The following is a 22,458-nucleotide window of genomic DNA, read 5'->3' on the forward strand; positions in this document are numbered from 1 at the left end:
GCTTACTTTCGACCGTACTTCTTGTGGACGGCTTGTCTGGACACGCCCAGGGCGCTCGCGATGGCCTGCCACGAGAAGCCGAGGTTGCGCGCCCGGCGCACCTGCACCTCTTCGGCGCGGCTCAGCTCGCGACGCACCTCGGCCAGGTGGTGCAGCTCGGCGAGCGGCTCGCGCTCGCCGGCTGCTCCGATCAGGGTGCGCATCTCGTCACCGCTCACGGTGCCCGCCTCTCGCGTTCGCCGACGGATGCCGCCGGTCGAGGCATCCGCCGTCAACCTTAGTTGACGCGTCCACGGTCGTCAACTTGCGTTGACGAGCGGGCGTTCTGGGCCGAGGGGAAGGCGGGTGTGGGAGGTGTCGGAGCGGAGCGTTAGGGTTATCCGGTGCCCGCCCCCGTGATCACCGCTGACAACCTCGTCAAGGCCTACAAGGTCAAAGGCAAGCCCGACTTCCTTGCCGTGGACGGCCTCTCGTTCGAGGTGGCGCCCGGCGAGTCGTTCGGGCTCCTCGGTCCGAACGGTGCGGGCAAGTCCACGACGATGAAGATGATCGGCGCGGTCTCCACCCGCACGTCGGGCGAGCTGTCGATCCTCGGGCTGGATCCGGACCGGTACGGCCCCGAGATCAGGTCGCGACTGGGCGTCGTGCCCCAGCAGGACAACCTCGACGGCGAGCTCAACGCGCGCGAGAACCTGTACATCTACGGGCGGTACTTCGGTCTTCCGGGCAAGGTGTGCCACCAGAAGGCCGACGAGCTGCTCGCGTTCGCGCAGCTCGAAGACAAGGCCAAGAGCAAGGTCGAGCAGCTGTCGGGCGGAATGAAGCGGCGGCTCACGATCGCGCGCGGCCTCATCAACGACCCGCGCATCCTGCTGCTGGACGAGCCGACCACGGGTCTCGACCCGCAGGCGCGCCACGTGCTGTGGGATCGGCTCTTCCGGCTGAAGGAGCGCGGCACCACGCTGGTCCTCACCACGCACTACATGGACGAAGCCGAGCAGCTCTGCGACCGGCTCATCGTGGTCGACAAGGGCCGGATCATGGCCGAGGGCACGCCCGCCTCGCTCATCCGCGAGCACTCGAGCCGCGAGGTGCTCGAGGTGCGGTTCGGCTCCGACCGCAACGAGCAGGTCGCGCCGCAGCTCGAGGGCATCGGCGAGCGGGTCGAGGTGCTGCCCGACCGCATTTTGGTCTACGCCCACAACGGCGAGGCGGCGCTCGAGACGGTGACCCAGCGTGGCCTCGAACCGATCACCTCGCTGGTGCGGCGCTCGAGCCTCGAGGACGTGTTCCTGCGTCTGACCGGAAGGTCGCTGATCGAATGACCGCCTCACCCGACGCCGCGCGGCCGGGCGGAGAGCCGACGGCGGCCACCCGCGCGCAGCCCTCGCTCGACGAGCTGCGGGCGGAGGCGATGCAGTGGGGGCGCAAGCCCCGCGTCGCCGGCACCTGGTACGTCACCGAGCACATGGTGCGCGCGATGCGCGCCTACGGCTGGACGATCATCGTCGGCGCGCTGGGGCAGCCGATCCTTTACCTCCTGGGGCTCGCGGTCGGGCTCGCGGCGCTCATCGACGCGCCCATCACCCAGAACGGCGTCGAAGTCTCGTACCTCGTCTTCGTCGCCCCTGCGCTGCTCATGACCGCGGCGATCTCGGTCGCGTCCGAGGAGTTCTCGTACCCCGTCATGGCCGGGTTCAAGTGGCGCCGCTACTTTTTCGGCTTCAGTGCGACCGGCCTCTCGCCGGGGCAGATCGCCGGCGGCGTCATCGCCGGCGCTTCCGCGCGCATCATCGTGGTCGTCATCGCGTACTACCTGTTCCTATGGGTCTTCCAGGCGGTGCCGAACCCCGAGACCGGATGGATCACGATCCCTGTCGGCCTCCTCGCGGGCCTCGCGTTCGGCATCCCGTACATGGCCTACGCCGCGTCGATCACCGACGACAAGGGCCAGGTCGCCCTGGTGCAGCGCTTCGTCTTCATGCCGATGTTCCTGTTCTCGGGCACCTTCTACCCGCTCGCGACCCTGCCGCTGTGGCTGCAGTGGATCGGGTGGGTCTCGCCCCTGTGGCATGCCACCGAGCTCGGGCGCATCGCGACGTACGGCATGCCCGCCGATCCTTTCGCCGTGGTGATCCATGTCGGCTACCTGCTGGCGCTGACGGTCGGGGGCTACCTGATCGGGCGACGGATCTTCCAGAGGAGGCTCGGCGAATGACCATCGCCACCGGAACCGAGGCGGCGCCCGTCCGCGCGGGCGGCGTGCGCGCGCTGTGGGCGGGCAACCCGCAGTCCGTCGTGCAGCGCGGCCTCATCGCCGCACGGTCGTCGAGCTGGGCAGTCGTCCTCTCCGGCTTCTTCGAGCCGGTGTTCTATCTCGCCTCCATGGGCATCGGCCTCGGCTCGCTCATCGGCGACGTCGAGACGTCCGGCGGCGTCGAGGTGCCTTACGCGGCCTTCATCGCGCCCGCCCTCCTGGCGGTGTCGGCCATGAACGGCGCCATCTACGACTCGACGTGGAACGTCTTCTTCAAGCTCAACTACGGCAAGCTCTACGAGGGCATGCTCGCCACCTCGCTCGGCCCGCTCGACGTCGCGCTGGGCGAGATCCTGTACGCCCTCCTGCGCGGCCTGCTGTACGCGACGGGGTTCATGGTGATCATGCAGATCCTGGGGCTGAACCTCGCGTGGACCGCCATCCTCGCGCTCCCCGCGGTGATGCTGATCGCGTTCGGCTTCGCCAGCCTCGGCATGGCCGTGACGAGCTACATGAAGACGTTCCAGCAGATGGACTGGATCAACTTCGTCCTGCTGCCGATGTTCCTGTTCTCGGCGACCCTGTACCCGATCACGATCTATCCCGAGTGGATCCAGTCGATCATCATGGCGTTCCCGCTGTGGCACGGGGTCGAGCTCGTCCGCGGGCTCACCGCGGGCATCCTCACACCCGCGATGTGGTGGCACGTCCTGTACTACGTGGTCATGATCACGATCGGACTCCTCTTCACGACCAAGCGCCTGCGCGCTCTCTTCCTGGACTGACCACGGCCGCCACCCGGTCGGCGAGCGGGCCGACCCGCGGATGGCCTCGAGCACGAATGACCCCCTCCGACTCTGCCGAAGGGGGTCATTCGCACGAGAGACGGATGCCTCGACCCGGCCGGGTCGAGGCATCCGTTCGTCTGCTGTCCAGGGGCTACAGGGAGCCGGTCGCCCCCACACCGAGGTCGGCGTTGTAGTCGACGTCCTTCGTCTCGGGGGAGAGGAGCAGCGCGATGAAGGTCAGCACCGCCATCGCCGAGAGGTACAGGCCCACGAAGACAGGGCTGCCGCCGGCCGCCGACCACAGCCACACCGCGACGATGGGCGCGAGCGCCGCGCCCAGGATCGACGACACGTTGTACGAGATCGCCGAGCCCGAGTACCGCACGTTCGTCGGGAACAGCTCGGGCAGCACGGCACCCATCGGCCCGAAGGTCGAGCCCATCAGCATGAAGCCGAAGATGAGGAAGGCCTGCGTCAGCGCCCCCGTGAACTTGGGGTCGAGCTGCGGCGAGAGGAACAGGTTGAACGTCAGGCCGAACACGATGATGAGGCCGGTCACCCACAGCAGCAGCCGGCGGCGGCCGATCGCGTCGGCGATGGGGCCCGAGAGCAGCGTGAAGATGCCGAAGAACACCACGCCGATGATCTGCATCAGCACGAAATCGGTGTAGCCGAAGCCGAGTCCGGGGTAGAACTGCGCCGCGAACGCCGCGGGGTCGAACGCGGTCCCGGCCGCCTCAGCGGCCTTCTGGGCGGCAGCGGACGCCGTCTCGAGGTCGGCCGCCTTCGTGCCGTACGACAGGGTGAAGTTGGTCATCAGATAGAACAGCACGTACGTCGCGAGCATGATGAACGTGCCGAGGATGAGGTGCCACCAGTGGTGGCGGATCACGGTGCCGAGCGGGAACTTGCGGATGACGCCCTTCTCCTCCGCCTTGACGAAGGTCTCGGACTCGACCAGGCGCAGGCGCACCCACAGGCCGATGACCACCATGACCGCCGAGAAGAGGAACGGTACGCGCCAGCCCCACGCGAGGAACTCGTCGGAGCGCTGCGCCGCGCCGTCGGGGTGCGGGAGCAGGTAGTTGATCGCCAGGAACACCGAGTTGGCGATGATGAAGCCGAGGGGTGCACCCAGCTGCGGGAACGTGCCGTACCAGGCGCGCTTGCCCTTCGGGGCGTTCTCGGTGGCCACGAGTGCGGCGCCCGACCACTCGCCGCCGAGGGCGAAGCCCTGAGCGAGCCGCAGCACGAGCAGCAGCACGGCCGCCCAGACCCCGATCTCGTTGAAGGTCGGGAGGCATCCGATGAGGAACGTCGCGATTCCCATCGTCAGCAGCGACGCGACGAGGGTGGCCTTGCGGCCGAAGCGGTCGCCGAAGTGGCCGAAGACGATCGCGCCGAGGGGGCGGGCGATCATCGCCGCACCGAACACGCTGAACGACAGCAGCAGCGAGGTGGTGTCGTTGCCGGTGGGGAAGAAGAGGATGGGGAAGACGAGCACCGCGGCGGTCGCGTAGACGTAGAAGTCGTAGAACTCGATCGTCGTGCCGACGAGGCTCGCCAGGATGACGCGGGAACGGGGATTGGCGGGTGCCGCGGTGGTCGCGGCGGTGGTGGGGGAAGACATATTCACCTGGGGCATGCGCGAAGAGGGGCATCCGGGTGGGATGCGGCGGTGGGCATCCGCAAGGCGCAGGGGTGACGCGTCAGGCGGCACTGCACTGGATCACCGTGGTGGCAGGCGTTGTCGCCGGCACGAAGATCAAGCCTACCCCCGCGATCCCGTTGCGGTCGCGGGACGGTGCCGAGCCGCAGGCGTTCGGGGATGCCGCGGCGCGTGGTCGCGGCATCCGTTCAGAGGATCAGCGCCACAGCACCGCGAGCGCGGCGTTCGTGAAGGTCAGGACGCCGACGGCCCAGAACATCGCGGCGGGCAGCGCGTCGGTCTTGCGCTGGCGCGCGCGACCGATGCCCAGGAGCGCGCCGATCACGAGCAGGATCACGAGCTTCACGCCGATCTTGACGTAGTTCAGGTCGTACTCGATGCCCCACGGAGCGGCGAGGATGAGACCGGCGACGCCGGCGATGGCCAGGCCCCAGTCCATCAGGCGGGTGAACCGCCGCTTCCCGTTCACCGCCTCGACGACCCAGGCGCCGAAGAGGATAGCGAAGCCGACGAGGTGGACGAGCACGACGACGTGACGGAGGAATTCCATGCCATCAGTCTAGCTGAAGGTCGGCGGGACGCCACGCCGTGTCGTGGGCTGGGCAGGCGCGAAAGAGGAGATCCCGCGTGGATCGGCGGCTCACTCGGGAGCCGGGCCGATCCACGCGGGATCTCGGGATGTCAGCGGGGTCAGGCTCCTGTCGTCACCCGGGCCCGACGGAGTTCGCGCAGCACGAGGGCGGTGCGAAGCGCCGCGTCGGCAGCCTCGAAGCCCTTGTCCTCCTGCGACCCCTCCAGCCCTGCGCGGGCGATGCCCTGGGCCTCGTCATCGAGCGTCAGCACCCCGAAGCCGACGGGCTTGCCGGTGTCGAGAGCGACGCGCGTCAGGCCGTCCGTCGCCGCGTTGGAGACGAAGTCGAAGTGGGGCGTGCCGCCGCGGATGATGACGCCGAGCGCCACGACCGCGTCGGCCCCCGCCTCGAGGGCCGCCTTCGCGACCACCGGGAGCTCGAAGGATCCGGGGACGCGCACCAGGCGCCAGGTCGCGCCCGACGCGTCGAGCGCTCGTTCGGCGCCGGCGATGAGGCCGTCCGAGATGGTGTCGTGCCAGGTGCCGGCGACGACCACGACGTCCAGTCCCGTGCCGTCGATCGTCTCGGTGACCTGGGGTGCGCCCTTGCCGCTCATCGTTCTGCTCCTTCGTGCATCTGGGCCAGCGCATCGGCCAGATCCGCTTCCGCGATGATGTGGCCCATCCGGTCGCGCTTGGTCTCGAGGTACTGGTGGTTGTTCGGGCCGACTCCGACCAGCAGCGGCACCTGCTCGACGATGTCGAGGCCGAGCTGACGGAGCTGGTTGACCTTGTCGGTGTTGTTGGTGAGCAGGCGCACCTTCTCCACGCCCAGGTCGCTGAGGATGCCGGCGGCAGCCGCGTAATCCCGCGCGTCGGCCGGGAGTCCGAGCGCGAGGTTCGCGTCGACGGTGTCCAGGCCCCGCTCCTGCAGCGAGTAGGCGCGCAGCTTGTTGATGAGGCCGATGCCTCGTCCCTCGTGACCCCGCATGTAGATGACGACGCCGCCGTCCTGCTCGATGGCGTCGAGCGCGGCTTCGAGCTGGGGTCCGCACTCGCACTTGAGCGACCCGAAGGCCTCGCCGGTCAGGCACTCGGAGTGAACGCGCACGAGCGGCGCGTCCGAGAGCTCACCCGACACGACGGCGATGTGGTCGGTGCCGGTGACGCGGTCCTTGTAGGCGAGGAAGCGGAAGCTCCCGTGGGACGTCGGCACGTGCGCCTCGGCGCGCAGGCTCACGCGGCGCTTGTGGGCGTTGCGGATCGCGGGGTCGCATGGCGCGTGCTCGTCGAGGTAGGCGGCGAGCTGCTCGATGGTGATCACCGGGATCTCGTACTCGGCACCCAGCTCCTGGAGCCCGGGCAGCCGCATCATGCTGCCGTCCTCGGCGACGACCTCGCCGATCACTCCGACCGGGGCGAGGTCGGCGAGCTTCATCAGCTCGACGGCGGCCTCGGTGTGGCCCGCGCGCTCCCGTACGCCGCCGTCGACGGCGCGCAGCGGCAGGATGTGGCCGGGGCGGATGACGCTGGCGGGCGTCGACTCGAGGTCGGCGAGCACGTTGAGCGTGTGCGCGCGGTCGGTGGCGCTGATGCCGGTGGACACGCGGTCGGCGGCATCGACGCTCACGGTGTAGGCCGTGCCGCGCGAGTCCTCGTTGTTCTCGACCATCGGCGGCAGGTCGAGCCGGTCGGCCCAGTCGGCGGGCATAGGCGCGCACAGGAAGCCGCTCGTCCAGCGGACCGTCCACGCCACCCACTCGGGCGTCGCGAGCTGGGCCGAGAGGATCACGTCGCCCTCGTTCTCGCGGTTCTCATCGTCGGCGACGATGACGGGCCGGCCGGCGCGCAGCGCCTCGAGGGCCTCGGGGATCGTGGAAAGGCTCACTTCGAGCCTCCTTCCGTCGGTGCGGACGGGTCCGCGGGCAGTACCGATGCGGCCGGAGCCGCGAAAGAGAGCAGCCGCTGCACGTGGCGCGCGAGGATGTCGGTCTCGAGGTTGACGCGATCGCCGGCGGCTCGGGTGCCCAGCGTCGTGGCGGCGAGCGTCTCGGGGATGAGGGAGACCTCGAACCACGCTTCGACAGGCTCAGCGACCGAGGAGGCGGACGGCGCCGGGCTGGCGCCGCTCACGGTGAGCGACACGCCGTCGACGGCGATCGAGCCCTTGTCGACCACGAGTGGTGCGAGCGCCTCGGGCACCGAGATGCGCAGCACCTGCCACTGCTCGCCGGGGCGCACCTCGAGCACCTCTCCGGTGCCGTCGATGTGGCCCTGCACGATGTGCCCGCCGAGTCGCCCGTGCGCCGCGGTCGCGCGCTCGAGGTTCACGCTGCGACCGGGCGCGACGCCTTCCAGCGTCGACATGTCGAGGGTCTGCTTCATGACGTCGGCGGTGAACCAGTCAGGCCCCTGGTCGACGACGGTGAGGCACACGCCGCTGACCGAGATTGAATCGCCGTGCGCGGCATCCGACACGGCCTTCGGCCCATGGACCGTCAGACGCACGCCGTCGCCCGACGGCTCCACGGCGGTGACCTCGCCGACCTCTTCGATGATTCCGGTGAACATCACGCGTCTCCTTCCGACGACGGGGTTCCCACGCGCTCTCTGGTCGCACGCGCCGCGACGGCGGCGGGCGGGGACGTGGGTCGGGCGACGTACAGGACATCGTCGCCGAGTGGGATGACGGACGCCACGGTCAGCCGCCGCGCCTCGTCGATGGTGGTGACGCCGATGTCCTGAAGCGCCAGTCGGTCGCCGCCGATCAGCACCGGCGCGACGTAGACGAGCAGCTCGTCGGCGAGGCGTTCGCGCAGGAACGACGCCGCGACGGCGGGCCCTCCCTCGACGAACACGCGCTGGACGCCCCGCCGGCGCAGGTCTTCGAGGACTGCCGCGAGCCCGCCCGACGCGTCGTCGCCGTCGTATTGGAGAAAAGCGTGGGGGTGCCGGCGCAGCGTCGCGGCCGCGGGCACGGCGCGGATGCCGAGGACCACCGGCACGGGCTGATGGGGCAGCAGCGAGCCGTCGTGGGCGCGGGCGGTCAGCGCGGGGTCGTCGGCGAGCACGGTGCCGGTGCCGGCGACGATGGCGTCGGCCTGTGCGCGGCGACGGTGGACGTCGGCGCGCGCGGCCGGACCGGTGATCCACTGGCTGGTGCCGTCGGCGGCGGCCGCCCGGCCGTCGAGGCTCTGCGCCCACTTGACGGTGACATGCGGGCGTCCGAGGCGCTGGACGGTCAACCAGGAGTCGAGCAGCGCGGTCGCCTCGTGCTCGAGCACGCCCGCCTCGACGTCGACGCCCGCGGCACGCAGGCGCTCGGCCCCGCCGGAGGAGTGGTCGCCGGGGTCGGCCGTCGCGTACACGACACGGGCGACTCCCGCGGCGATGAGGGCCTCGGAGCAGGGACCCGTGCGACCGGTGTGGTTGCAGGGCTCGAGGGTCACGACGGCCGTCGCGCCGCGCGCGGCACCCGGGGAGAGCTTCGACAGGGCATCCACCTCGGCATGAGGGGTGCCTGCGCCGCGGTGCCATCCCTCCGCGATCACGTCGCCGTGGCGCGAGAGCAGCACAGCGCCCACCTGGGGATTCACCCCGCGCGGACCCTGGAGCGCGATCGTGAGCGCCCGACGCATCGCGTCCTGTTCCGCCCTGCTCGCCATCCGGCCCCTCGTCTCGTCGTTCTCGACGCTCCGGGGCAGGGGAAGCGGGCGTCGCGCATGGCGTCGCCTGTGTGCTGCCTCCCATCCGGACTAGCGATCCGGCTCCCGCAGGAACCTCGTCGCATCACCGTCGGTTCCGGAATTCCACCGGATCGGCCGCGGCGTCACCCTGTTCGGATGCTGAAGCCTTGGCTCGCGGACTGTCACCGCCGGTTCGGATTCTCACCGACCCCGGAGCACGTTGATGCTCACGAGTGTAGTCAACGCGGCATCCGTCCATTCATTCCATGTCTTCGCATGAAGTCCGGGTTGCCCGCGCGCCGGGCGTCGCGCGTCCTCATGTCCGCGCGCCGACGTAGCCTGGGGAGGGGATGGTGAGGCGATGAGCACGGCACATGCGGCGCGCGGATCAGCGCAGCCGAGGCGGGGATTCGACGAGCTGGCGGCACGGCCGTATGCGGACGTCCTGATCATCGGCGGCGGGATCAACGGGCTGGCGACCTTCCGCGATCTGGCGCTGCAGGGCGTCGACGTCGCCCTGGTGGAGCGCGACGACTTCGTCAGCGGGGCGTCGGCGGCGTCCTCGCACATGATCCACGGCGGCATCCGCTACCTCGAGAACGGCGAATTCCGCCTGGTGCACGAAGCCGTCACCGAACGCAACGCCCTGCTGCGCACCGCGCCTCACTACGTCCGCCCGCTGCAGACCACGATCCCGATCTTCTCGACGTTCTCGGGTGTGCTCACCGCCCCGCTCCGTTTCCTCAGGCACGGCGGCGGCAAGCCGCGCGAGCGAGGCGCCGCGCTCATCAAGATCGGGTTGGTCATCTACGACTCGTTCTCGCGCGGCGGGGGCGTGTTCCGGGGCGGCGCGGTGCCCCGCCACACCTTCCACGGGCGCAAGCGCTCGCTCGCCCAGCTGCCTGAACTCAACCCCGACGTCAAGTACACCGCGACGTACTGGGACGCATCGCTGCATGATCCGGAGCGGCTCGCCCTGGATGTGCTGCGCGACGGCCGGGCGGGCGGCGGCGATCGGGCCCGCGCCGCGAACTACACCGCGGCGGTGGGTGCGCGGGGCGGCCAGACGGTGCTGCGGGATGCCGAGACCGGCGCCGAGACCGCGTTCGCGGCATCCGTCGTCCTCAACGTGGGCGGCCCGTGGACCGACCTCGTCAATCTGGCACTCGGCGACCCCACGCGCTACATGGGCGGAACCAAGGGGTCGCACATCGTGCTGGACCACCCGGAGCTGCTGGCGGCGACCGGCGGGCGCGAGCTGTTCTTCGAGAACGAGGACGGCCGCATCGTGCTGATCTACCCGCTCAAGGGTCGCGTGCTGGTCGGCACGACCGACCTCGAGCACGACTTGGCCGACCCGATCCTGTGCACCGAGAGCGAGGTCGACTACTTCATCGACCTCATCGGCCAGGTGCTGCCGGCCATCCGCGTCGATCGTGAGCAGATCGTGTTCCGGTTCTCCGGCATCCGGCCCCTCCCCGGGCACGGCGACCTCGCCGCGGGGTTCGTCTCACGCGACTATCGCGTGGAGTCCGCGCCCCTCGTGGGCGGCGACACGACGGTTCTCAGCCTGGTGGGCGGCAAGTGGACGACGTTCCGCGCCTCGGCCGAGCACCTCGCCGACCGCGCTCTGGCGCTGCTCGCCCATCCCCGGCGCCGCTCGACCAAGGGCATCCCGATCGGGGGAGGCCGCGGCTATCCGATGACCGAGCGGGCTCGCCAGCAGTGGATCTCCGCGCACGCGGCCGACGTCCCCGCCGCGCGCGTCGCGACGCTGCTCGATCGATACGGCACGGTCGCCGGCGAGGTCGTCGACGCGATCGCCGCCGACGACGAGGACGCCCCGCTCGTCCACGCGCCGGGTTACAGCTCGGGAGAGCTGCGGCACCTGGCCGCAACCGAGTCGGTGGTGCACCTGGACGACCTCCTCCTGCGGCGGACGTCGCTGGCCTTCATCGGCGGAGCAACTCGCGAGGCCGCGACCGAGGTCGCGGAGGCCGTCGCCCCGGTGCTCGGCTGGGACGCCGCCCGCCTCGCCGTCGAGGTCGACCGGGGGCTGCACCGGGTGCATGCCGCCGACCCGGCCTGGGCGGAGGCATCCGCCCGCTGACTCGGCTCGGCACACGCGCCCGTCTCGGCGATGTCGAGTCCGGCGGCGGCCGGCCGCGCGATAGCCTGGCGGGCACCGGATCGCCGCCGCGCGGCGAGGACACCGCCATGCGGCGAGCACAACGCCCCGCGGCGAGGACAAGGAGACGACGTTGTCGCAGCACGTGCTGGCCATCGATCAGGGCACGACCTCGACCCGCGCCATCGTGTTCGACGGCGCGGGGGCGGTGGTCGCCGTCTCGCAGCGGGAGCACGAGCAGATCTTCCCGCGCGCAGGGTGGGTCGAGCACGACCCGGTGGAGATCTGGACCAGCGCGGAGTGGGTCATCGCTTCGTGTCTGAGCAGGGCGGGCGTTCGGGCGTCGGATGTCGCCGCCATCGGCGTGACGAATCAGCGCGAGACCGCGATCGTGTGGGAGAAGCGCACCGGACGACCGGTGTACAACGCGATCGTGTGGCAGGACACGCGCACCCAGCCGCGCATCGACGCGCTCGCCGCGGACGGCGGCGCCGACCGCTTCGCCGATGCGACCGGCCTTCCGCTGGCGACGTACTTCTCGGCCTCGAAGGTGGCGTGGATCCTCGAGAACGTCCCGGGAGCACGAGCGGCCGCCGAAGCCGGCGAGCTGCTGTTCGGCACGCCCGACACGTGGGTGGTCTGGAACCTCACCGGAGGCACCCGCGGCGGCATCCACGTCACCGACGTCACGAACGCGTCTCGCACGCTCCTCATGGACCTCCGCACGCTGGACTGGTCCGATGACCTGCTGGCCACGTGGGGCATCCCGCGCGCGATGATGCCCGAGATCCGCTCCTCGTCGGAGATCGTCGGGCACTCGCAGCTGCCGTCCGTGCTCGACGGCGTGCCGATCGCGGGCATCCTGGGCGACCAGCAGGCGGCGACCTTCGGCCAGGCGGCCTTCGAGGCCGGCGAGTCCAAGAACACCTACGGCACCGGCAACTTCCTGCTGGTGGGCACGGGCACCGAGATCGTGCGCTCCGGAAGCGGCCTCATCACGACGGTCGGCTACCGCATCGGCGACGAACCGGCCCGGTACGCGCTCGAGGGTTCGATCGCGGTGACCGGTTCGCTGGTGCAATGGCTGCGCGACAACCTCGGCATCATCCAGCGCTCGGAGGACGTCGAGACGCTCGCCGCGACCGTGGACGACAACGGGGGCGCCTACTTCGTGCCGGCGTTCTCGGGCCTGTTCGCACCATACTGGCGTCCTGACGCCCGGGGCGCCCTCGTGGGGCTCACGCGCTACGTCAACAAGGGCCACATCGCGCGCGCCGCTCTGGAGTCGACGGCGTTCCAGACGCGCGACGTCATCGACGCCGTGATCGCCGACACCGGCCGCCCGCTCGACGAGCTGCGGGTGGACGGCGGCATGACCCACGACGATCTGCTCATGCAGTTCCAGGCCGACATCCTCGGCATCCCCGTGGTGCGCCCGAAGGTCGTCGAGACGACGGCCCTCGGCGCCGCGTATGCCGCCGGTCTCGCGACCGGGGTGTGGCGCGATCTCGACGAGCTGCGCTCGCACTGGCAGGAGGACATGCGCTTCGAGCCTCGGATGCCGGAGGACGAGCGCGAGCGCCGTTACCGGCAGTGGCGCAAGGCGGTGTCGAAATCCCTCGACTGGGTCGACGACGACGCCCGCGTCCTCATGGGCACGACGGGCAGCTGAGCGCTACTTGAGCAACCGCGACAGACGGCGATCAGCGAGGATCTTGCCGCCGGTCTGACAGGTCGGGCAGTACTCGAGCGAGTTGTCGGCGAAGAAGACGCTCCGCACCTTGTCACCGCAGACGGGGCATTTCTCGCCTCGCCGCCCGTGCACCTGCATGCCGCGGCGCTTGGCGTCCTTCAGCTCGGCGGGCGGCTTGCCGGATGCCTCGGTGACGGCATCCGTCAGCGTCTGGGTCATCGCGTCGTACAGCCGCGTCACGTCGTCGTCGGTCAGCGACGAGGCGAGCGCGTACGGCGACATCTTCGCCGCGTGCAGGATCTCGTCGGAGTAGGCGTTGCCGACGCCCGCGATGATCATCTGGTCGCGCAGCACGCCCTTGATCTGGGTGCGGCGGCCCGCGATCAGCGACGCGAACGCGTCCCGGGTGAACGACGGGTCGAGGGGGTCGGGGCCCAGCCGCGCGACGCCCGGCACGTCCGCCGGGTCGCGCACGACGTAGACGGCCAGCGACTTCTTGGTGCCGGCCTCGGTGAGATCGAAGCCGGCGCCGTCCGACAGGGCGACGCGCAGCGCGATCGGGGTCTTGCCGGGACGGATGATCGTCGACGGAAGCTCGTCGTACCAGCGCAGCCACCCGGCCTTGGCGAGGTGGAACACGAGGTGCGGGCCGGTGGTGGCGAGGTCGATGAACTTGCCGTGGCGCGCGGCACCGGTGATCTCGGCATCCTTCAGCGCCTCGATCGGCGGGTCGTAGGTCTTCAGCGCCGCGATGTTCGCGACGGTCGCGCGCGTGATGCGCACGCCGGTGAGCCGCTCGCGGAGGAAGTCGACGAGCCCCTGCACCTCGGGCATCTCGGGCATGCGCTCATCCTGCCATGCGGCGGCGACACGAGGGCCGTTCAGTGCTCGAGCACGCTCCACTGCTGCGGCCGGCGGTCGTCGGTCGCGAGGAGGCCCGCGATCCAGCCGTCGTCACGCCCGCGCGAGCCGGTGAGGGCCTGCCGCAGCAGTCCCTCGTAGCGGAACCCGAGGGTGCGCGCGAGCTTCGCCGACCCGACGTTGCCCACCACGGCACGCCACTCGATCCGCGCCAGGCCCAGCCCTTCGGGCGAGAAGCCCCAGTCGACGGCGGCCTCGCCGGCCTCGCGCAGCCGACCGCCGCCGCGGAACCGCGGAGCCATCCAGTAGCCGATCTCGCCCGCGCCGCGGCCGTCGACGCGATAGAAGCCGAGGGTTCCGACGAGGTGCTCGCCCTCGCGGATCGCCCAGGTCAGATGCTGTCCGGCCTCCCAGTCGCCGGCCACGCGCTCCACGAAATCGACCGCGTGCTGCCGCTCGTACGGCACGGGCACGGGCGTGTACCGCTGGATGTCGGGATCCTGGCACGCCTCGTAGATCGCGTCGACGTCGTCCGCGCGCGGCAGCGAGAGCTCGAGGCGGGGCGTGCGGAGGATGACCGGCTCCATCGGCCCAGCCTACGGCTGGGTCGCACAACTCAGGCAGGACCCGGCCCGCCGCAGGCTCGAGCCTGAGCTCAGCGGCGGTCAGCCTGAGTTGCGAGCGAGTCGGCTCGCGCTGCCGTCGGCCTGGTTTCGCCCTTCCTCCCCAGACGGCCGTCAGAAGCGGGTTGTCCCCGAACAGCGGCCGGTGGCGCCGTCACAGAATCCGCGGCGAGGACCCTGGGCCGATGCCGATCGTCGTATCCGATGCCGAGCAGGTCCTCACACGAGCCGATCTCCTCAAAGCAGGCCTTCGACCCAAACAGATCACGCGAGCCGTGCGCGAAGGGCGGCTGCTGCGCCTCCGGCGCGACCGATACATGCTCGCCGCGTCCCCGAGCGGCGTCGACCGGGCCGTGCGCGTCGGGGGACGGCTCGCGTGCGTGTCGGTCCTCGTGATGTGGGGGGTGTTCGTGTTGGACGCCTCGCTCCTTCATCTGCACCTCGAGCGAACGATGTCGCGCCTGCGGTCACCCGACGATCCCTGTCTCCCGCTGCACGCCGCATCCCGAAGGGGTCTGGTGCTGCATTGGTGGCCGCTTCGCGGCGACGGCGCGACTCTCGGCAGGGTCTCGCTGTTCGACGCGCTCGTGCAGGCCGTGCGCTGCCAGCCGGCACGGGCAGCGGTCGCCACGATCGACAGTGTCCTGCACCTCGGTCTCATGACCTGGGCGGAGGTGCGGAGCGTGTTCGATGCCCTCCCAGACCGCTACCGCGTGATCCTCCGGCTGTCCGATGGGACGGCGGAATCCGGGCCCGAGACCCTGATGCGGCTCATGCTGCGGCAAGAGGGCCTGCGCTACGCAGCGCAGGTACGGATCGCGGGTGTCGGCCGCGTGGACTTCGTGGTCGAGGGTCGCCTGATCATCGAGTGCGACAGTCGAGCGCATCACGAGGGATGGGAGAAGCAGCGACGGGACCGCAGGCGCGACCTCGCTGCTGCTGGGCTCGGCTACGCGACCCTCAGGCCGCTGGCCGAGGACATCATGTTCAACCCAGACGAGGTGAGGATCGCGGTGCGCGGCCTCGCCCGCACCCTTCGTCGCGCCTGAGAGCCCACCCGTGCCGCCGTTCCGCGGCCTGCGGCGCACAACTCAGGCAGAACACGGCTGGCCGGGGGTGAACCCCGAGTTCAGCGGCGGCCAGCCTGAGTTGCGATCCGGGCGATCTGGGACGCTGCGAAGGCCCGTCGCCTGGCGGCGGACGGGCCTTCGGGAGACGGATGCCGCGGGCCGCGGCATCCGTCGACGTCAGCGGCTGCGGCGCAGCAGCCCGACCTTGTCGTACACGTCGCTGAGGGTGCGGTTCGCGACCTCTTCGGCCTTCGCCGCGTTCACGGCGAGGACGCGGTCGAGCTCGGCCGGGTCGTCGAGCATGCGCAGGGCGCGCTCGCGCACCGGACCGAACTCCTCGACGACGACCTCGGCGAGGCCCTTCTTGAAGTCGCCGTAGCCGCGGCCCGCGTACTCGTCCTCGATGGCCGGGATCTGCCGGCCGGTGAGGGCGGCGTAGATCACGAGCAGGTTCGAGACGCCGGGCTTGTTCTCGCGGTCGTAGCGCACCGAGCCCTCGGAGTCGGTGACGGCGCGCATGACCTTCTTCGCCGACACCGCCGGGTCATCCAGCAGCCACAGCACGCCCGCATCGGACTCGGCCGACTTCGACATCTTGGCGGTCGGGTTCTGGAGGTCGTAGATGCGCGCGGTCTCCTGCTGGATGACGGGCATCGGAACCGTGAAGGTCTTGCCGAAGCGGCTGTTGAAGCGCTCGGCGAGGTCGCGCGTGAGCTCGACGTGCTGCTTCTGGTCGTCGCCGACGGGCACGATGTCGGTCTGGTACAGCAGGATGTCGGCGGCCATCAGCACGGGGTACGTGAAGAGCCCTACCGAGGTCGCGTCAGAGCCGTAGCGAGAGGACTTGTCCTTGAACTGGGTCATGCGCCCGGCCTCGCCGAAGCCCGTGATGGTCGACAGGATCCACGCCAGCTCGGGGTGGGCGGGAACGTGCGACTGCACGTACAGCGTGGACTTCGAGGGCTCGATGCCGGCGGCGATGTACTGGGCCGCGGTGCGGCGCGTCTTCTCGCGAAGGTGCTCCGGGTCCTGCGCGACGGTGATCGCGTGGAGGTCGACCACCGAGAAGAACGCGTCGTACGACTCCTGCAGATCGCGCCACTGCATGAGGGCACCGATGTAGTTGCCGATCTGGAGCGAGTCGGCGGAGGGCTGCATGCCGGAGTACAGACGCGATTTGCTCATCCGGCCAGTCTATAAAGCGGATGCCGGGGCTCCGTGCGCCGGCCGGGTCAGTGCCCGAGCGTGTAGTCCGCGACGACGGGGGAGTGGTCGCTCCAGCGCGTGTCCCACGACGGCGCGCGCACGACGCGGTAGTCGGCCACCCGCGCGCCGAGCTCCGGGGTCGCGAGGTGGTAGTCGATCCGCCAGCCGGCGTCGTTGTCGAAGGCGCGCCCGCGCATCGACCACCAGGTGTACGGGCCGTCGACGTCGCCGTGGAAGCGCCGCCCGATGTCGACCCAGCCGAGGCCCGGGCCGGTGGAGCCGTCGGCCCCGGTGACCTCGGCGCCCTCGTCGCCGAAGAACCGGTCGAAGTACGCGCGCTCGCGCGGGAGGAAGCCGGCCTTCTTGATGTTGCCCTTCCAGTTGCGGATGTCGAACTCGCGGTGACCGACGTTGAGGTCGCCCATCACGAGCGCGAGCGGCGAGGCGGCCTTGAGCTCCGGCATCCGCTTCTCCATCGCGTCGAGGAAGGCCCACTTGGCGTCCTGCTTGGGCGTGTCGGCTTCGCCGGTGTGGACGTACGCGCTCACGACGATGAGGCGCTCGCCGTCGATGTCGAAGTCGGCTTCGATCCAGCGGCCCGCGCTGTCGAGCACCTCGGCGGCGTCTTCGGCCGCGGGCCCGAGCACACGGCGCACCTCGACGGACGGGATGCGGCTCGCGACGGCCACACCCGCGCGGCCCTTCGCCAGCGCCTCGTCGTTGACGATCTCCCATCCGGGCAGAGCCGCGCGCAGCTCGTCTTCCGTGGCACGCACCTCTTGGAGGGCCATCACGTCGATGTCGGCCGCGTCGAGCCACTCGAGCATGCCCTTGCGCGTCGCCGCGCGGATCCCGTTGACGTTGACAGATGCGATGCGAACACGACGAGACACGCCCGCCAGACTATCCGGCACCACCGACATCACTCGAAGAGACTGCCCGCCTTCTTCGCCGGGGCCTTGGGCGTGGCCGCCTCGACCTGCGAGAGCTCCTGCTCGGCGGCGCGCACCGCCCGGTCGGCCGTGAGGACGCGGTACCAGGGTGCCGTGTCGCGGGCCTGCTGTGCCGTGCGCAGTCGCACGCGCGCCGCGACCAGCAGGGCGGCGTGCTCCGCCGCGAGGCGCTCGGCCTCGGTCTGCGGAAGCAGGGGGATCTCGTCGTCCTTGGCGGAGACGGCGATCCAGGCCGCGGCCACCAGCATGATGATCCCGATGATGCGGAACCACAGCAGGAGGCCGACGAAGATCGCGAACGTCGCCAGCAGCGCGTTGGTGGGCGTGTAGACGAAGAGCCAGCCGGTGAACAGCTGCAGCACCGTGATGGCACCGCCGCCCAGCAGCGCCCCCGGCCAGATGCGCCGCCACGTCAGCTCCGTGCCGGTGAGGAAGCGGATGAGCGACCCGAGCGCCGTGCTGAAGATCACGAACGAGATGAGGATCGAACCGGCGGTCGTGGCGATCCCCGCCCAGCTCGATGCGTCGCTCCACCCCAAGAGCCCGAACAGCCACTTCAGCGCATAGGTGCCGATGGTCGTCGCCGCGAAGCCGAGCACGAGCGCCAGCGCGAACAGCGCCGCACCGAACAGGTCGCGCGCCTTGAGGAAGAAGTAGCTGCGCAGGTCGGGTGGCAGGCCGAAGATGTCGCGGACCGCGCGCCTCGTGAACGTCACGAACCCGATCGCCGTCCAGATGAGCGTGCCGAGGGCGATGACACCCGTGATGCCGAGCACGCCGCTGTTGTCGGTCGCGATCGCCTGCACGTCTTCGGGAGTGGCGAAGGAGCTCTCCGGGCTGATCAGCCCCGGGATGTAGCTGTTGATGAGGTTGATGAGGCCCTCGACGGCCTCCTCGCTGCCGCCGAGCCACAGTCCGGTGATCGCGAAGGCCACATAGATGGCGGCGAAGGTGGCGAACAGCGCCTGGTAGCTGACGCCCGCGGCGAGCAGGAAGCCGTTGTGCTGCAGGAAGTGGCGCCAGACGCGGATGGGGAACCATGCCATCGTGCGCTGGGTGAGTTCGGTGGCCCGGCTGATCGGCTCGTCGAACCGGTGGCGCAGATTCTCCTGCGTGGCCTCCCACCGCGCCCGGAGGGACTCCTCCTCGCGCTGGGCGGCGTCCGCCTGATCCCGATCCTGCTCGTGACCCCGCGCGCGCGGGCGGCTCTTCACCCCCGCGTCGTCCCGTTCGCTCACGGAAGCCAGAGTAGCGACAGACGGATGCCGCATCGCGCAGTGGGACGCGGCATCCGTCTGTCGGAAGGAAGGAGCGGCTACGGGCGGCCGCGGAGGACCGCCTGCTTGACCTCGGCGATGGCCTTGGTGACCTCGATGCCGCGCGGGCATGCCTCGGTGCAGTTGAAGGTCGTGCGGCAGCGCCACACGCCCTCCTTGTCGTTGAGGATGTCCAGGCGCACGTCGCCCGCGTCGTCGCGCGAGTCGAAGATGAAGCGGTGCGCGTTGACAATCGCGGCCGGGCCGAAGTACTGCCCGTCGGTCCAGAAGACCGGGCACGACGACGTGCACGCGGCGCACAGGATGCACTTGGTGGTGTCGTCGAAGACCTCGCGGTCGACGATCGACTGGATGCGCTCCTTGCCCGGCTCGGGCGTGGAGTTCGCGATGAGGAAGGGCTGCACCTCGCGGTAGGAGGCGAAGAACGGCTCCATGTCCACGATGAGGTCCTTCTCCAGCGGCAGGCCCTTGATCGCCTCGACGTAGATCGGCTGCGAGATGTCGAGGTCCTTGATCAGCGTCTTGCACGCCAGTCGGTTGCGGCCGTTGATGCGCATCGCGTCGGAGCCGCAGATGCCGTGCGCGCACGAGCGGCGGAACGACAGCGACCCGTCGACCTCCCACTTGATCTTGTGGAGGGCGTCCAGCACGCGGTCGGTCGAGTAGAGCTCGACGTCGTAGTCGACCCAGCGCGGCTCTTCGTCGACCTCCGGGTCGAAGCGACGGATGATGAAGGTGACCAGGAACGACTGGATGCCGGTGTCGTTCGCGGTCTCCTCCGCGCGCGCGGGGGCGTCGGCGTCGGTGCGCTCGATGACGTCGGTGACCGAGGTCGCCATCAGTACTTCCTCTCCATCGGCGGGTAGTTCAACTCGCCCTTCTCGTTCTTCGTGAAGACGACCGGCTTCCAGCCCAGACGGATGTGGTCTTCGGCGTTCGAGGAGTGCGGGTCGCCCGACAGGTACGCCATCGTGTGCTGCATGTAGTTCTCGTCGTCGCGCTGCGGGAAATCGTCGCGCATGTGGCCGCCGCGGCTCTCCTGGCGGTTCTTCGCGGTGACGACGACGACCTCGGCGATGTCGAGGAGGAAGCCGAGCTCGACGGCCTCGAGCAGGTCGGTGTTGAACCGCTTGCCCTTGTCGTCGACGTGCACGTTCCTGTACCGCTCGCGCAGCTCCTCGATCGTGCGGAGCACCTCGCTCAGCGACTCGTCGGTGCGGAACACCTGCGCCTTGCGGTCCATCTCGTCCTGCAGCGTCTTGCGGAGGACGGCGATGCGCTCGGTGCCCTGGTTGCTGCGCAGGCCCTCGATGAGTCCGCGGACCTCGGCCGCCGGGTCTTCGGGGAGCGGCACGAACTCGGCCGTCTTGACGTACTCGACCGCGTTGCGGCCGGCGCGCTTGCCGAAGACGTTGATGTCGAGAAGCGAGTTGGTGCCGAGGCGGTTCGAGCCGTGCACCGACACGCACGCGCACTCGCCGGCGGCGTACAGGCCCGGTACGACGGTCGTGTTGTCGCTCAGCACCTGCGCGTCGTTGTTCGTCGGGATGCCGCCCATCGCGTAATGCGCGGTCGGCATGACGGGCACCGGCTCGACGACCGGGTCGACCCCCAGATACGTGCGGGCGAACTCGGTGATGTCGGGGAGCTTGGTCTCGAGCACCTCGGCGCCCAGGTGCGTGCAGTCCAGCAGCACATAGTCCCGGTGGGGTCCGGCGCCGCGGCCCTCCGCGACCTCCTGCACCATGCAGCGGCTGACGATGTCGCGGGGAGCGAGGTCCTTGATGGTCGGGGCGTAGCGCTCCATGAACCGCTCGCCCGAGACGTTGCGCAGGATCGCGCCTTCACCGCGGGCACCTTCGGTGAGGAGGATGCCGAGCCCGGCGAGGCCGGTCGGGTGGAACTGGAAGAACTCCATGTCCTCCAGCGGCAGGCCCTTGCGCCAGATGATGCCGACGCCGTCGCCGGTGAGGGTGTGGGCGTTCGAGGTGGTCTTGAAGATCTTGCCGAAGCCGCCGGTGGCGAAGATCACGGCCTTCGAGTGGAACACGTGCAGGTCGCCGGTGGCGAGCTCATACGCCACGACGCCCGCGATCTCGGTCTTGCCCGCGGCATCCTTCACCGTGATCAGGTCGAGCACGTAGAACTCGTTGAAGAAGTTGATGCCGAGCTTGACGCAGTTCTGGAACAGCGTCTGCAGGATCATGTGACCGGTGCGGTCGGCGGCGTAGCACGCGCGGCGCACCGGCGTCTTGCCGTGGTCGGCCGTGTGGCCGCCGAAGCGCCGCTGGTCGATCTTGCCGTCGGGCGTGCGGTTGAACGGCAGGCCCATGTTCTCGAGGTCGATGACCGCGTCGATGGCCTCCTTCGCGAGGATCTCCGCCGCGTCCTGGTCGACGAGGTAATCGCCGCCCTTGACGGTGTCGAACGTGTGCCACTCCCACGAGTCCTCTTCGACGTTGGCCAGAGCCGCCGCCATGCCGCCCTGCGCCGCACCCGTGTGCGAGCGGGTGGGGTAGAGCTTCGAGATGACGGCCGTCTTCGCGCCCGGGCCGGCCTCGATCGCGGCCCGCATCCCGGCGCCGCCGGCGCCCACGATGACGATGTCGAACTGGTGGTAGTGGACGCCGTCCTTGACGTAGGAGTCCGCGGTCTGGGTGCTCACGTGTCGATTGCCTCGATTGTCTCTAGCCGGGAGGTCGCGCTCAGCCCTGGGCGCTGCAGATGTCGATGATGACGTCGGACGCCGTCTCGGCGTCGAAGCCGAGGCACGGGTCGAACGTGAACACCACGAGCGTGCCGAGCACGATGAGGAACGCGGCGGCGAGCCACAGCGCCCACACCAGCACGCGGCGCGTGCCCTGGTGCGTCACATAGTCGTTGACGATCGTCCGCATGCCGTTGGCGCCGTGGATCAGCGCGAGCCACAGCATCAGGACGTCCCACCACTGCCAGAACGGCGAGGCGAACTTGCCGGCCACGAAGGCGAAGTCGATGCCGTGGATGCCCTCGCCGAGCATGAGGTTGACGAACAGGTGGCCGAAGATGAGGACGATCAGCACCACGCCCGACGCGCGCATGTAGATCCAGCCCCACTTCTCGAGGTTGGGGCCCTTGCGGCGGACGGCGGCGCGCGGTGCGCGGGGGTCGGCGATGGCGGTCATCAGTGGCCCCCTCCCGGAGCGAAGGCGAGCATGAGGTGGCGCGGGGCGAAGCCCAGCATCGTGACGACCCACAGGCCCAGGACGCCCCACCACAGCTGGCGCTGGTGACGCGTGGCCCACGACCAGAAGTCGACCAGGATGATCCGCAGCCCGTTGTAGGCGTGGTACCCGATGGCGCCGACCAGGGCGACCTCGCCCAGGGCCATCACCGGGTTCTTGTACGTGCCGATGACCGCGTCGTACGCCTCGGGCGACACCCGGATGAGCGCCGTGTCGAGGATGTGCACGAGGAGGAAGAAGAAGATGGCGACGCCGGTGATGCGGTGCAGCACCCATGACCACATGCCTTCGTTCCCGCGGTACAGCGTGCCGCGGGGAACTCGGGAAGTGGTCTCGGATACCGACGGTGTGACGCGTGCTGGTGCAGACACGTCCGTCCTCCTTGGATCGAAACACGGTGGGGTGCCCTCGGACTGCGGGGTCGACCCCCGAAGAGGGCCCGAAGCGTTGCG

The 22,458-nt window shown here is 69.9% G+C and carries 22 protein-coding genes and 1 riboswitch; of the genes, 6 read left to right on the top strand and 16 right to left on the bottom strand.

The annotated features are described in order from the left end of the window. Positions 1-2 precede the first annotated feature (2 nt). Entirely contained in the window at positions 3-218 is a 216-nt protein-coding gene (locus tag IM767_RS10985) for an AsnC family protein (RefSeq protein WP_479686723.1), read from the bottom strand. A gap of 165 nt (positions 219-383) precedes the next feature. Between IM767_RS10985 and IM767_RS10990 the strand changes: the two genes are divergently transcribed. From IM767_RS10990 to IM767_RS11000, 3 genes are read left to right on the top strand one after another with little or no spacing between them, the layout of a single operon-like run. Then, positions 384-1,325: an ABC transporter ATP-binding protein gene (locus IM767_RS10990; protein ID WP_109209859.1), complete on the top strand. Its 942-nt coding sequence runs from the start codon at positions 384-386 to the stop codon at positions 1,323-1,325. Then, entirely contained in the window at positions 1,322-2,218 is an 897-nt protein-coding gene (locus IM767_RS10995) for an ABC transporter permease (protein WP_109209860.1), read from the top strand. The genes IM767_RS10990 and IM767_RS10995 overlap by 4 nt, the downstream gene beginning before the upstream one ends. Further along, positions 2,215-3,042 (top strand): ABC transporter permease, encoded by an 828-nt coding sequence (locus IM767_RS11000; RefSeq protein ID WP_109209861.1) that lies wholly within the window; start codon positions 2,215-2,217, stop codon positions 3,040-3,042. The genes IM767_RS10995 and IM767_RS11000 overlap by 4 nt, the downstream gene beginning before the upstream one ends. 154 nt (positions 3,043-3,196) lie before the next feature. Here IM767_RS11000 and IM767_RS11005 read toward each other — a convergent pair whose 3' ends face one another. The 6 genes from IM767_RS11005 to ribD form a co-directional block, all read right to left on the bottom strand. After that, entirely contained in the window at positions 3,197-4,675 is a 1,479-nt protein-coding gene (locus IM767_RS11005; RefSeq protein ID WP_109209862.1) for an MFS transporter, read from the bottom strand. A gap of 235 nt (positions 4,676-4,910) precedes the next feature. Next, positions 4,911-5,264, bottom strand: a complete 354-nt coding sequence (locus tag IM767_RS11010) for a Fe-S protein (protein WP_109209863.1) — start codon at positions 5,262-5,264, stop codon at positions 4,911-4,913. A gap of 140 nt (positions 5,265-5,404) precedes the next feature. After that, entirely contained in the window at positions 5,405-5,902 is a 498-nt protein-coding gene (gene ribH, locus IM767_RS11015; RefSeq protein ID WP_109209864.1) for a 6,7-dimethyl-8-ribityllumazine synthase, read from the bottom strand. After that, positions 5,899-7,173, bottom strand: coding sequence for a GTP cyclohydrolase II (ribA, locus tag IM767_RS11020; protein ID WP_109209865.1), 1,275 nt, complete (start codon positions 7,171-7,173; stop codon positions 5,899-5,901). The genes ribH and ribA overlap by 4 nt, the downstream gene beginning before the upstream one ends. Beyond that, positions 7,170-7,856, bottom strand: a complete 687-nt coding sequence (locus IM767_RS11025) for a riboflavin synthase (protein WP_109209866.1) — start codon at positions 7,854-7,856, stop codon at positions 7,170-7,172. Before IM767_RS11025 ends, ribA begins: the two co-directional genes overlap by 4 nt. Further along, positions 7,856-8,950, bottom strand: a complete 1,095-nt coding sequence (gene ribD / locus IM767_RS11030; protein ID WP_109209867.1) for a bifunctional diaminohydroxyphosphoribosylaminopyrimidine deaminase/5-amino-6-(5-phosphoribosylamino)uracil reductase RibD — start codon at positions 8,948-8,950, stop codon at positions 7,856-7,858. The genes IM767_RS11025 and ribD overlap by 1 nt, the downstream gene beginning before the upstream one ends. 69 nt (positions 8,951-9,019) lie before the next feature. After that, a riboswitch (FMN riboswitch) is annotated at positions 9,020-9,192 on the bottom strand. A gap of 140 nt (positions 9,193-9,332) precedes the next feature. On the opposite strand from ribD, the gene IM767_RS11035 reads away from it, so the two are divergent. Both IM767_RS11035 and glpK read left to right on the top strand, forming a co-directional pair. After that, positions 9,333-11,081: a glycerol-3-phosphate dehydrogenase/oxidase gene (locus IM767_RS11035; protein WP_109209868.1), complete on the top strand. Its 1,749-nt coding sequence runs from the start codon at positions 9,333-9,335 to the stop codon at positions 11,079-11,081. A 151-nt stretch (positions 11,082-11,232) separates the two neighbouring features. Next, complete coding sequence (glpK, locus tag IM767_RS11040) at positions 11,233-12,771, top strand: glycerol kinase GlpK (RefSeq protein ID WP_109209869.1); 1,539 nt, start codon at positions 11,233-11,235, stop codon at positions 12,769-12,771. A 3-nt stretch (positions 12,772-12,774) separates the two neighbouring features. Here glpK and IM767_RS11045 read toward each other — a convergent pair whose 3' ends face one another. Next, positions 12,775-13,635: an Fpg/Nei family DNA glycosylase gene (locus IM767_RS11045; RefSeq protein WP_109209870.1), complete on the bottom strand. Its 861-nt coding sequence runs from the start codon at positions 13,633-13,635 to the stop codon at positions 12,775-12,777. A 38-nt stretch (positions 13,636-13,673) separates the two neighbouring features. After that, entirely contained in the window at positions 13,674-14,240 is a 567-nt protein-coding gene (locus tag IM767_RS11050; protein ID WP_109209871.1) for a GNAT family N-acetyltransferase, read from the bottom strand. 221 nt (positions 14,241-14,461) lie between these two features. Here IM767_RS11050 and IM767_RS11055 point away from each other — a divergent pair, with 221 nt between their 5' ends. Further along, the gene (locus tag IM767_RS11055; protein ID WP_109209872.1) at positions 14,462-15,325 is read left to right on the top strand and encodes a DUF559 domain-containing protein; all 864 of its coding nucleotides are present in this window, start codon (positions 14,462-14,464) and stop codon (positions 15,323-15,325) included. A gap of 198 nt (positions 15,326-15,523) precedes the next feature. On the opposite strand, the gene trpS is transcribed toward IM767_RS11055, so the two are convergent. From trpS to sdhC, 7 genes are all read right to left on the bottom strand, one after another. Continuing rightward, positions 15,524-16,531 (bottom strand): tryptophan--tRNA ligase, encoded by a 1,008-nt coding sequence (trpS, locus tag IM767_RS11060; RefSeq protein ID WP_109209873.1) that lies wholly within the window; start codon positions 16,529-16,531, stop codon positions 15,524-15,526. 47 nt (positions 16,532-16,578) lie between these two features. After that, positions 16,579-17,445 carry an exodeoxyribonuclease III gene (locus IM767_RS11065; protein WP_239453249.1) on the bottom strand — a complete coding sequence of 289 codons (867 nt, stop codon included), beginning with the start codon at positions 17,443-17,445 and terminating at the stop codon, positions 16,579-16,581. 29 nt (positions 17,446-17,474) lie between these two features. Continuing rightward, a complete protein-coding gene (locus tag IM767_RS11070; RefSeq protein ID WP_239453250.1) occupies positions 17,475-18,743 on the bottom strand; it encodes a YihY/virulence factor BrkB family protein in 1,269 nt (422 codons plus the stop codon). A gap of 77 nt (positions 18,744-18,820) precedes the next feature. Next, the gene (locus tag IM767_RS11075) at positions 18,821-19,621 is read right to left on the bottom strand and encodes a succinate dehydrogenase iron-sulfur subunit (protein ID WP_194398866.1); all 801 of its coding nucleotides are present in this window, start codon (positions 19,619-19,621) and stop codon (positions 18,821-18,823) included. After that, positions 19,621-21,447, bottom strand: a complete 1,827-nt coding sequence (gene sdhA / locus IM767_RS11080) for a succinate dehydrogenase flavoprotein subunit (protein ID WP_109209876.1) — start codon at positions 21,445-21,447, stop codon at positions 19,621-19,623. Before sdhA ends, IM767_RS11075 begins: the two co-directional genes overlap by 1 nt. A gap of 40 nt (positions 21,448-21,487) precedes the next feature. Next, a complete protein-coding gene (locus IM767_RS11085; protein WP_109209877.1) occupies positions 21,488-21,946 on the bottom strand; it encodes a succinate dehydrogenase hydrophobic membrane anchor subunit in 459 nt (152 codons plus the stop codon). Then, positions 21,946-22,377, bottom strand: coding sequence for a succinate dehydrogenase, cytochrome b556 subunit (gene sdhC / locus IM767_RS11090; RefSeq protein ID WP_109209878.1), 432 nt, complete (start codon positions 22,375-22,377; stop codon positions 21,946-21,948). The genes IM767_RS11085 and sdhC overlap by 1 nt, the downstream gene beginning before the upstream one ends. Positions 22,378-22,458 lie beyond the last annotated feature (81 nt).

Source organism: Microbacterium ureisolvens (assembly GCF_015278315.1).
Lineage (GTDB): Bacteria > Actinomycetota > Actinomycetes > Actinomycetales > Microbacteriaceae > Microbacterium > Microbacterium ureisolvens.

Coding starts and splice junctions, on each gene's coding strand:
- IM767_RS10995 (WP_109209860.1), top strand. CDS start 1,322: ATGACCGCCTCACCCGACGCCGCGCGGCCGGGCGGAGAGCCGACGGCG.
- IM767_RS11000 (WP_109209861.1), top strand. CDS start 2,215: ATGACCATCGCCACCGGAACCGAGGCGGCGCCCGTCCGCGCGGGCGGC.
- IM767_RS11005 (WP_109209862.1), bottom strand. CDS start 4,675: ATGTCTTCCCCCACCACCGCCGCGACCACCGCGGCACCCGCCAATCCC.
- IM767_RS11010 (WP_109209863.1), bottom strand. CDS start 5,264: ATGGAATTCCTCCGTCACGTCGTCGTGCTCGTCCACCTCGTCGGCTTC.
- ribH (WP_109209864.1), bottom strand. CDS start 5,902: ATGAGCGGCAAGGGCGCACCCCAGGTCACCGAGACGATCGACGGCACG.
- IM767_RS11025 (WP_109209866.1), bottom strand. CDS start 7,856: ATGTTCACCGGAATCATCGAAGAGGTCGGCGAGGTCACCGCCGTGGAG.
- ribD (WP_109209867.1), bottom strand. CDS start 8,950: ATGGCGAGCAGGGCGGAACAGGACGCGATGCGTCGGGCGCTCACGATC.
- IM767_RS11035 (WP_109209868.1), top strand. CDS start 9,333: ATGAGCACGGCACATGCGGCGCGCGGATCAGCGCAGCCGAGGCGGGGA.
- IM767_RS11045 (WP_109209870.1), bottom strand. CDS start 13,635: ATGCCCGAGATGCCCGAGGTGCAGGGGCTCGTCGACTTCCTCCGCGAG.
- IM767_RS11050 (WP_109209871.1), bottom strand. CDS start 14,240: ATGGAGCCGGTCATCCTCCGCACGCCCCGCCTCGAGCTCTCGCTGCCG.
- IM767_RS11055 (WP_109209872.1), top strand. CDS start 14,462: ATGCCGATCGTCGTATCCGATGCCGAGCAGGTCCTCACACGAGCCGAT.
- trpS (WP_109209873.1), bottom strand. CDS start 16,531: ATGAGCAAATCGCGTCTGTACTCCGGCATGCAGCCCTCCGCCGACTCG.
- IM767_RS11075 (WP_194398866.1), bottom strand. CDS start 19,621: ATGGCGACCTCGGTCACCGACGTCATCGAGCGCACCGACGCCGACGCC.
- IM767_RS11085 (WP_109209877.1), bottom strand. CDS start 21,946: ATGACCGCCATCGCCGACCCCCGCGCACCGCGCGCCGCCGTCCGCCGC.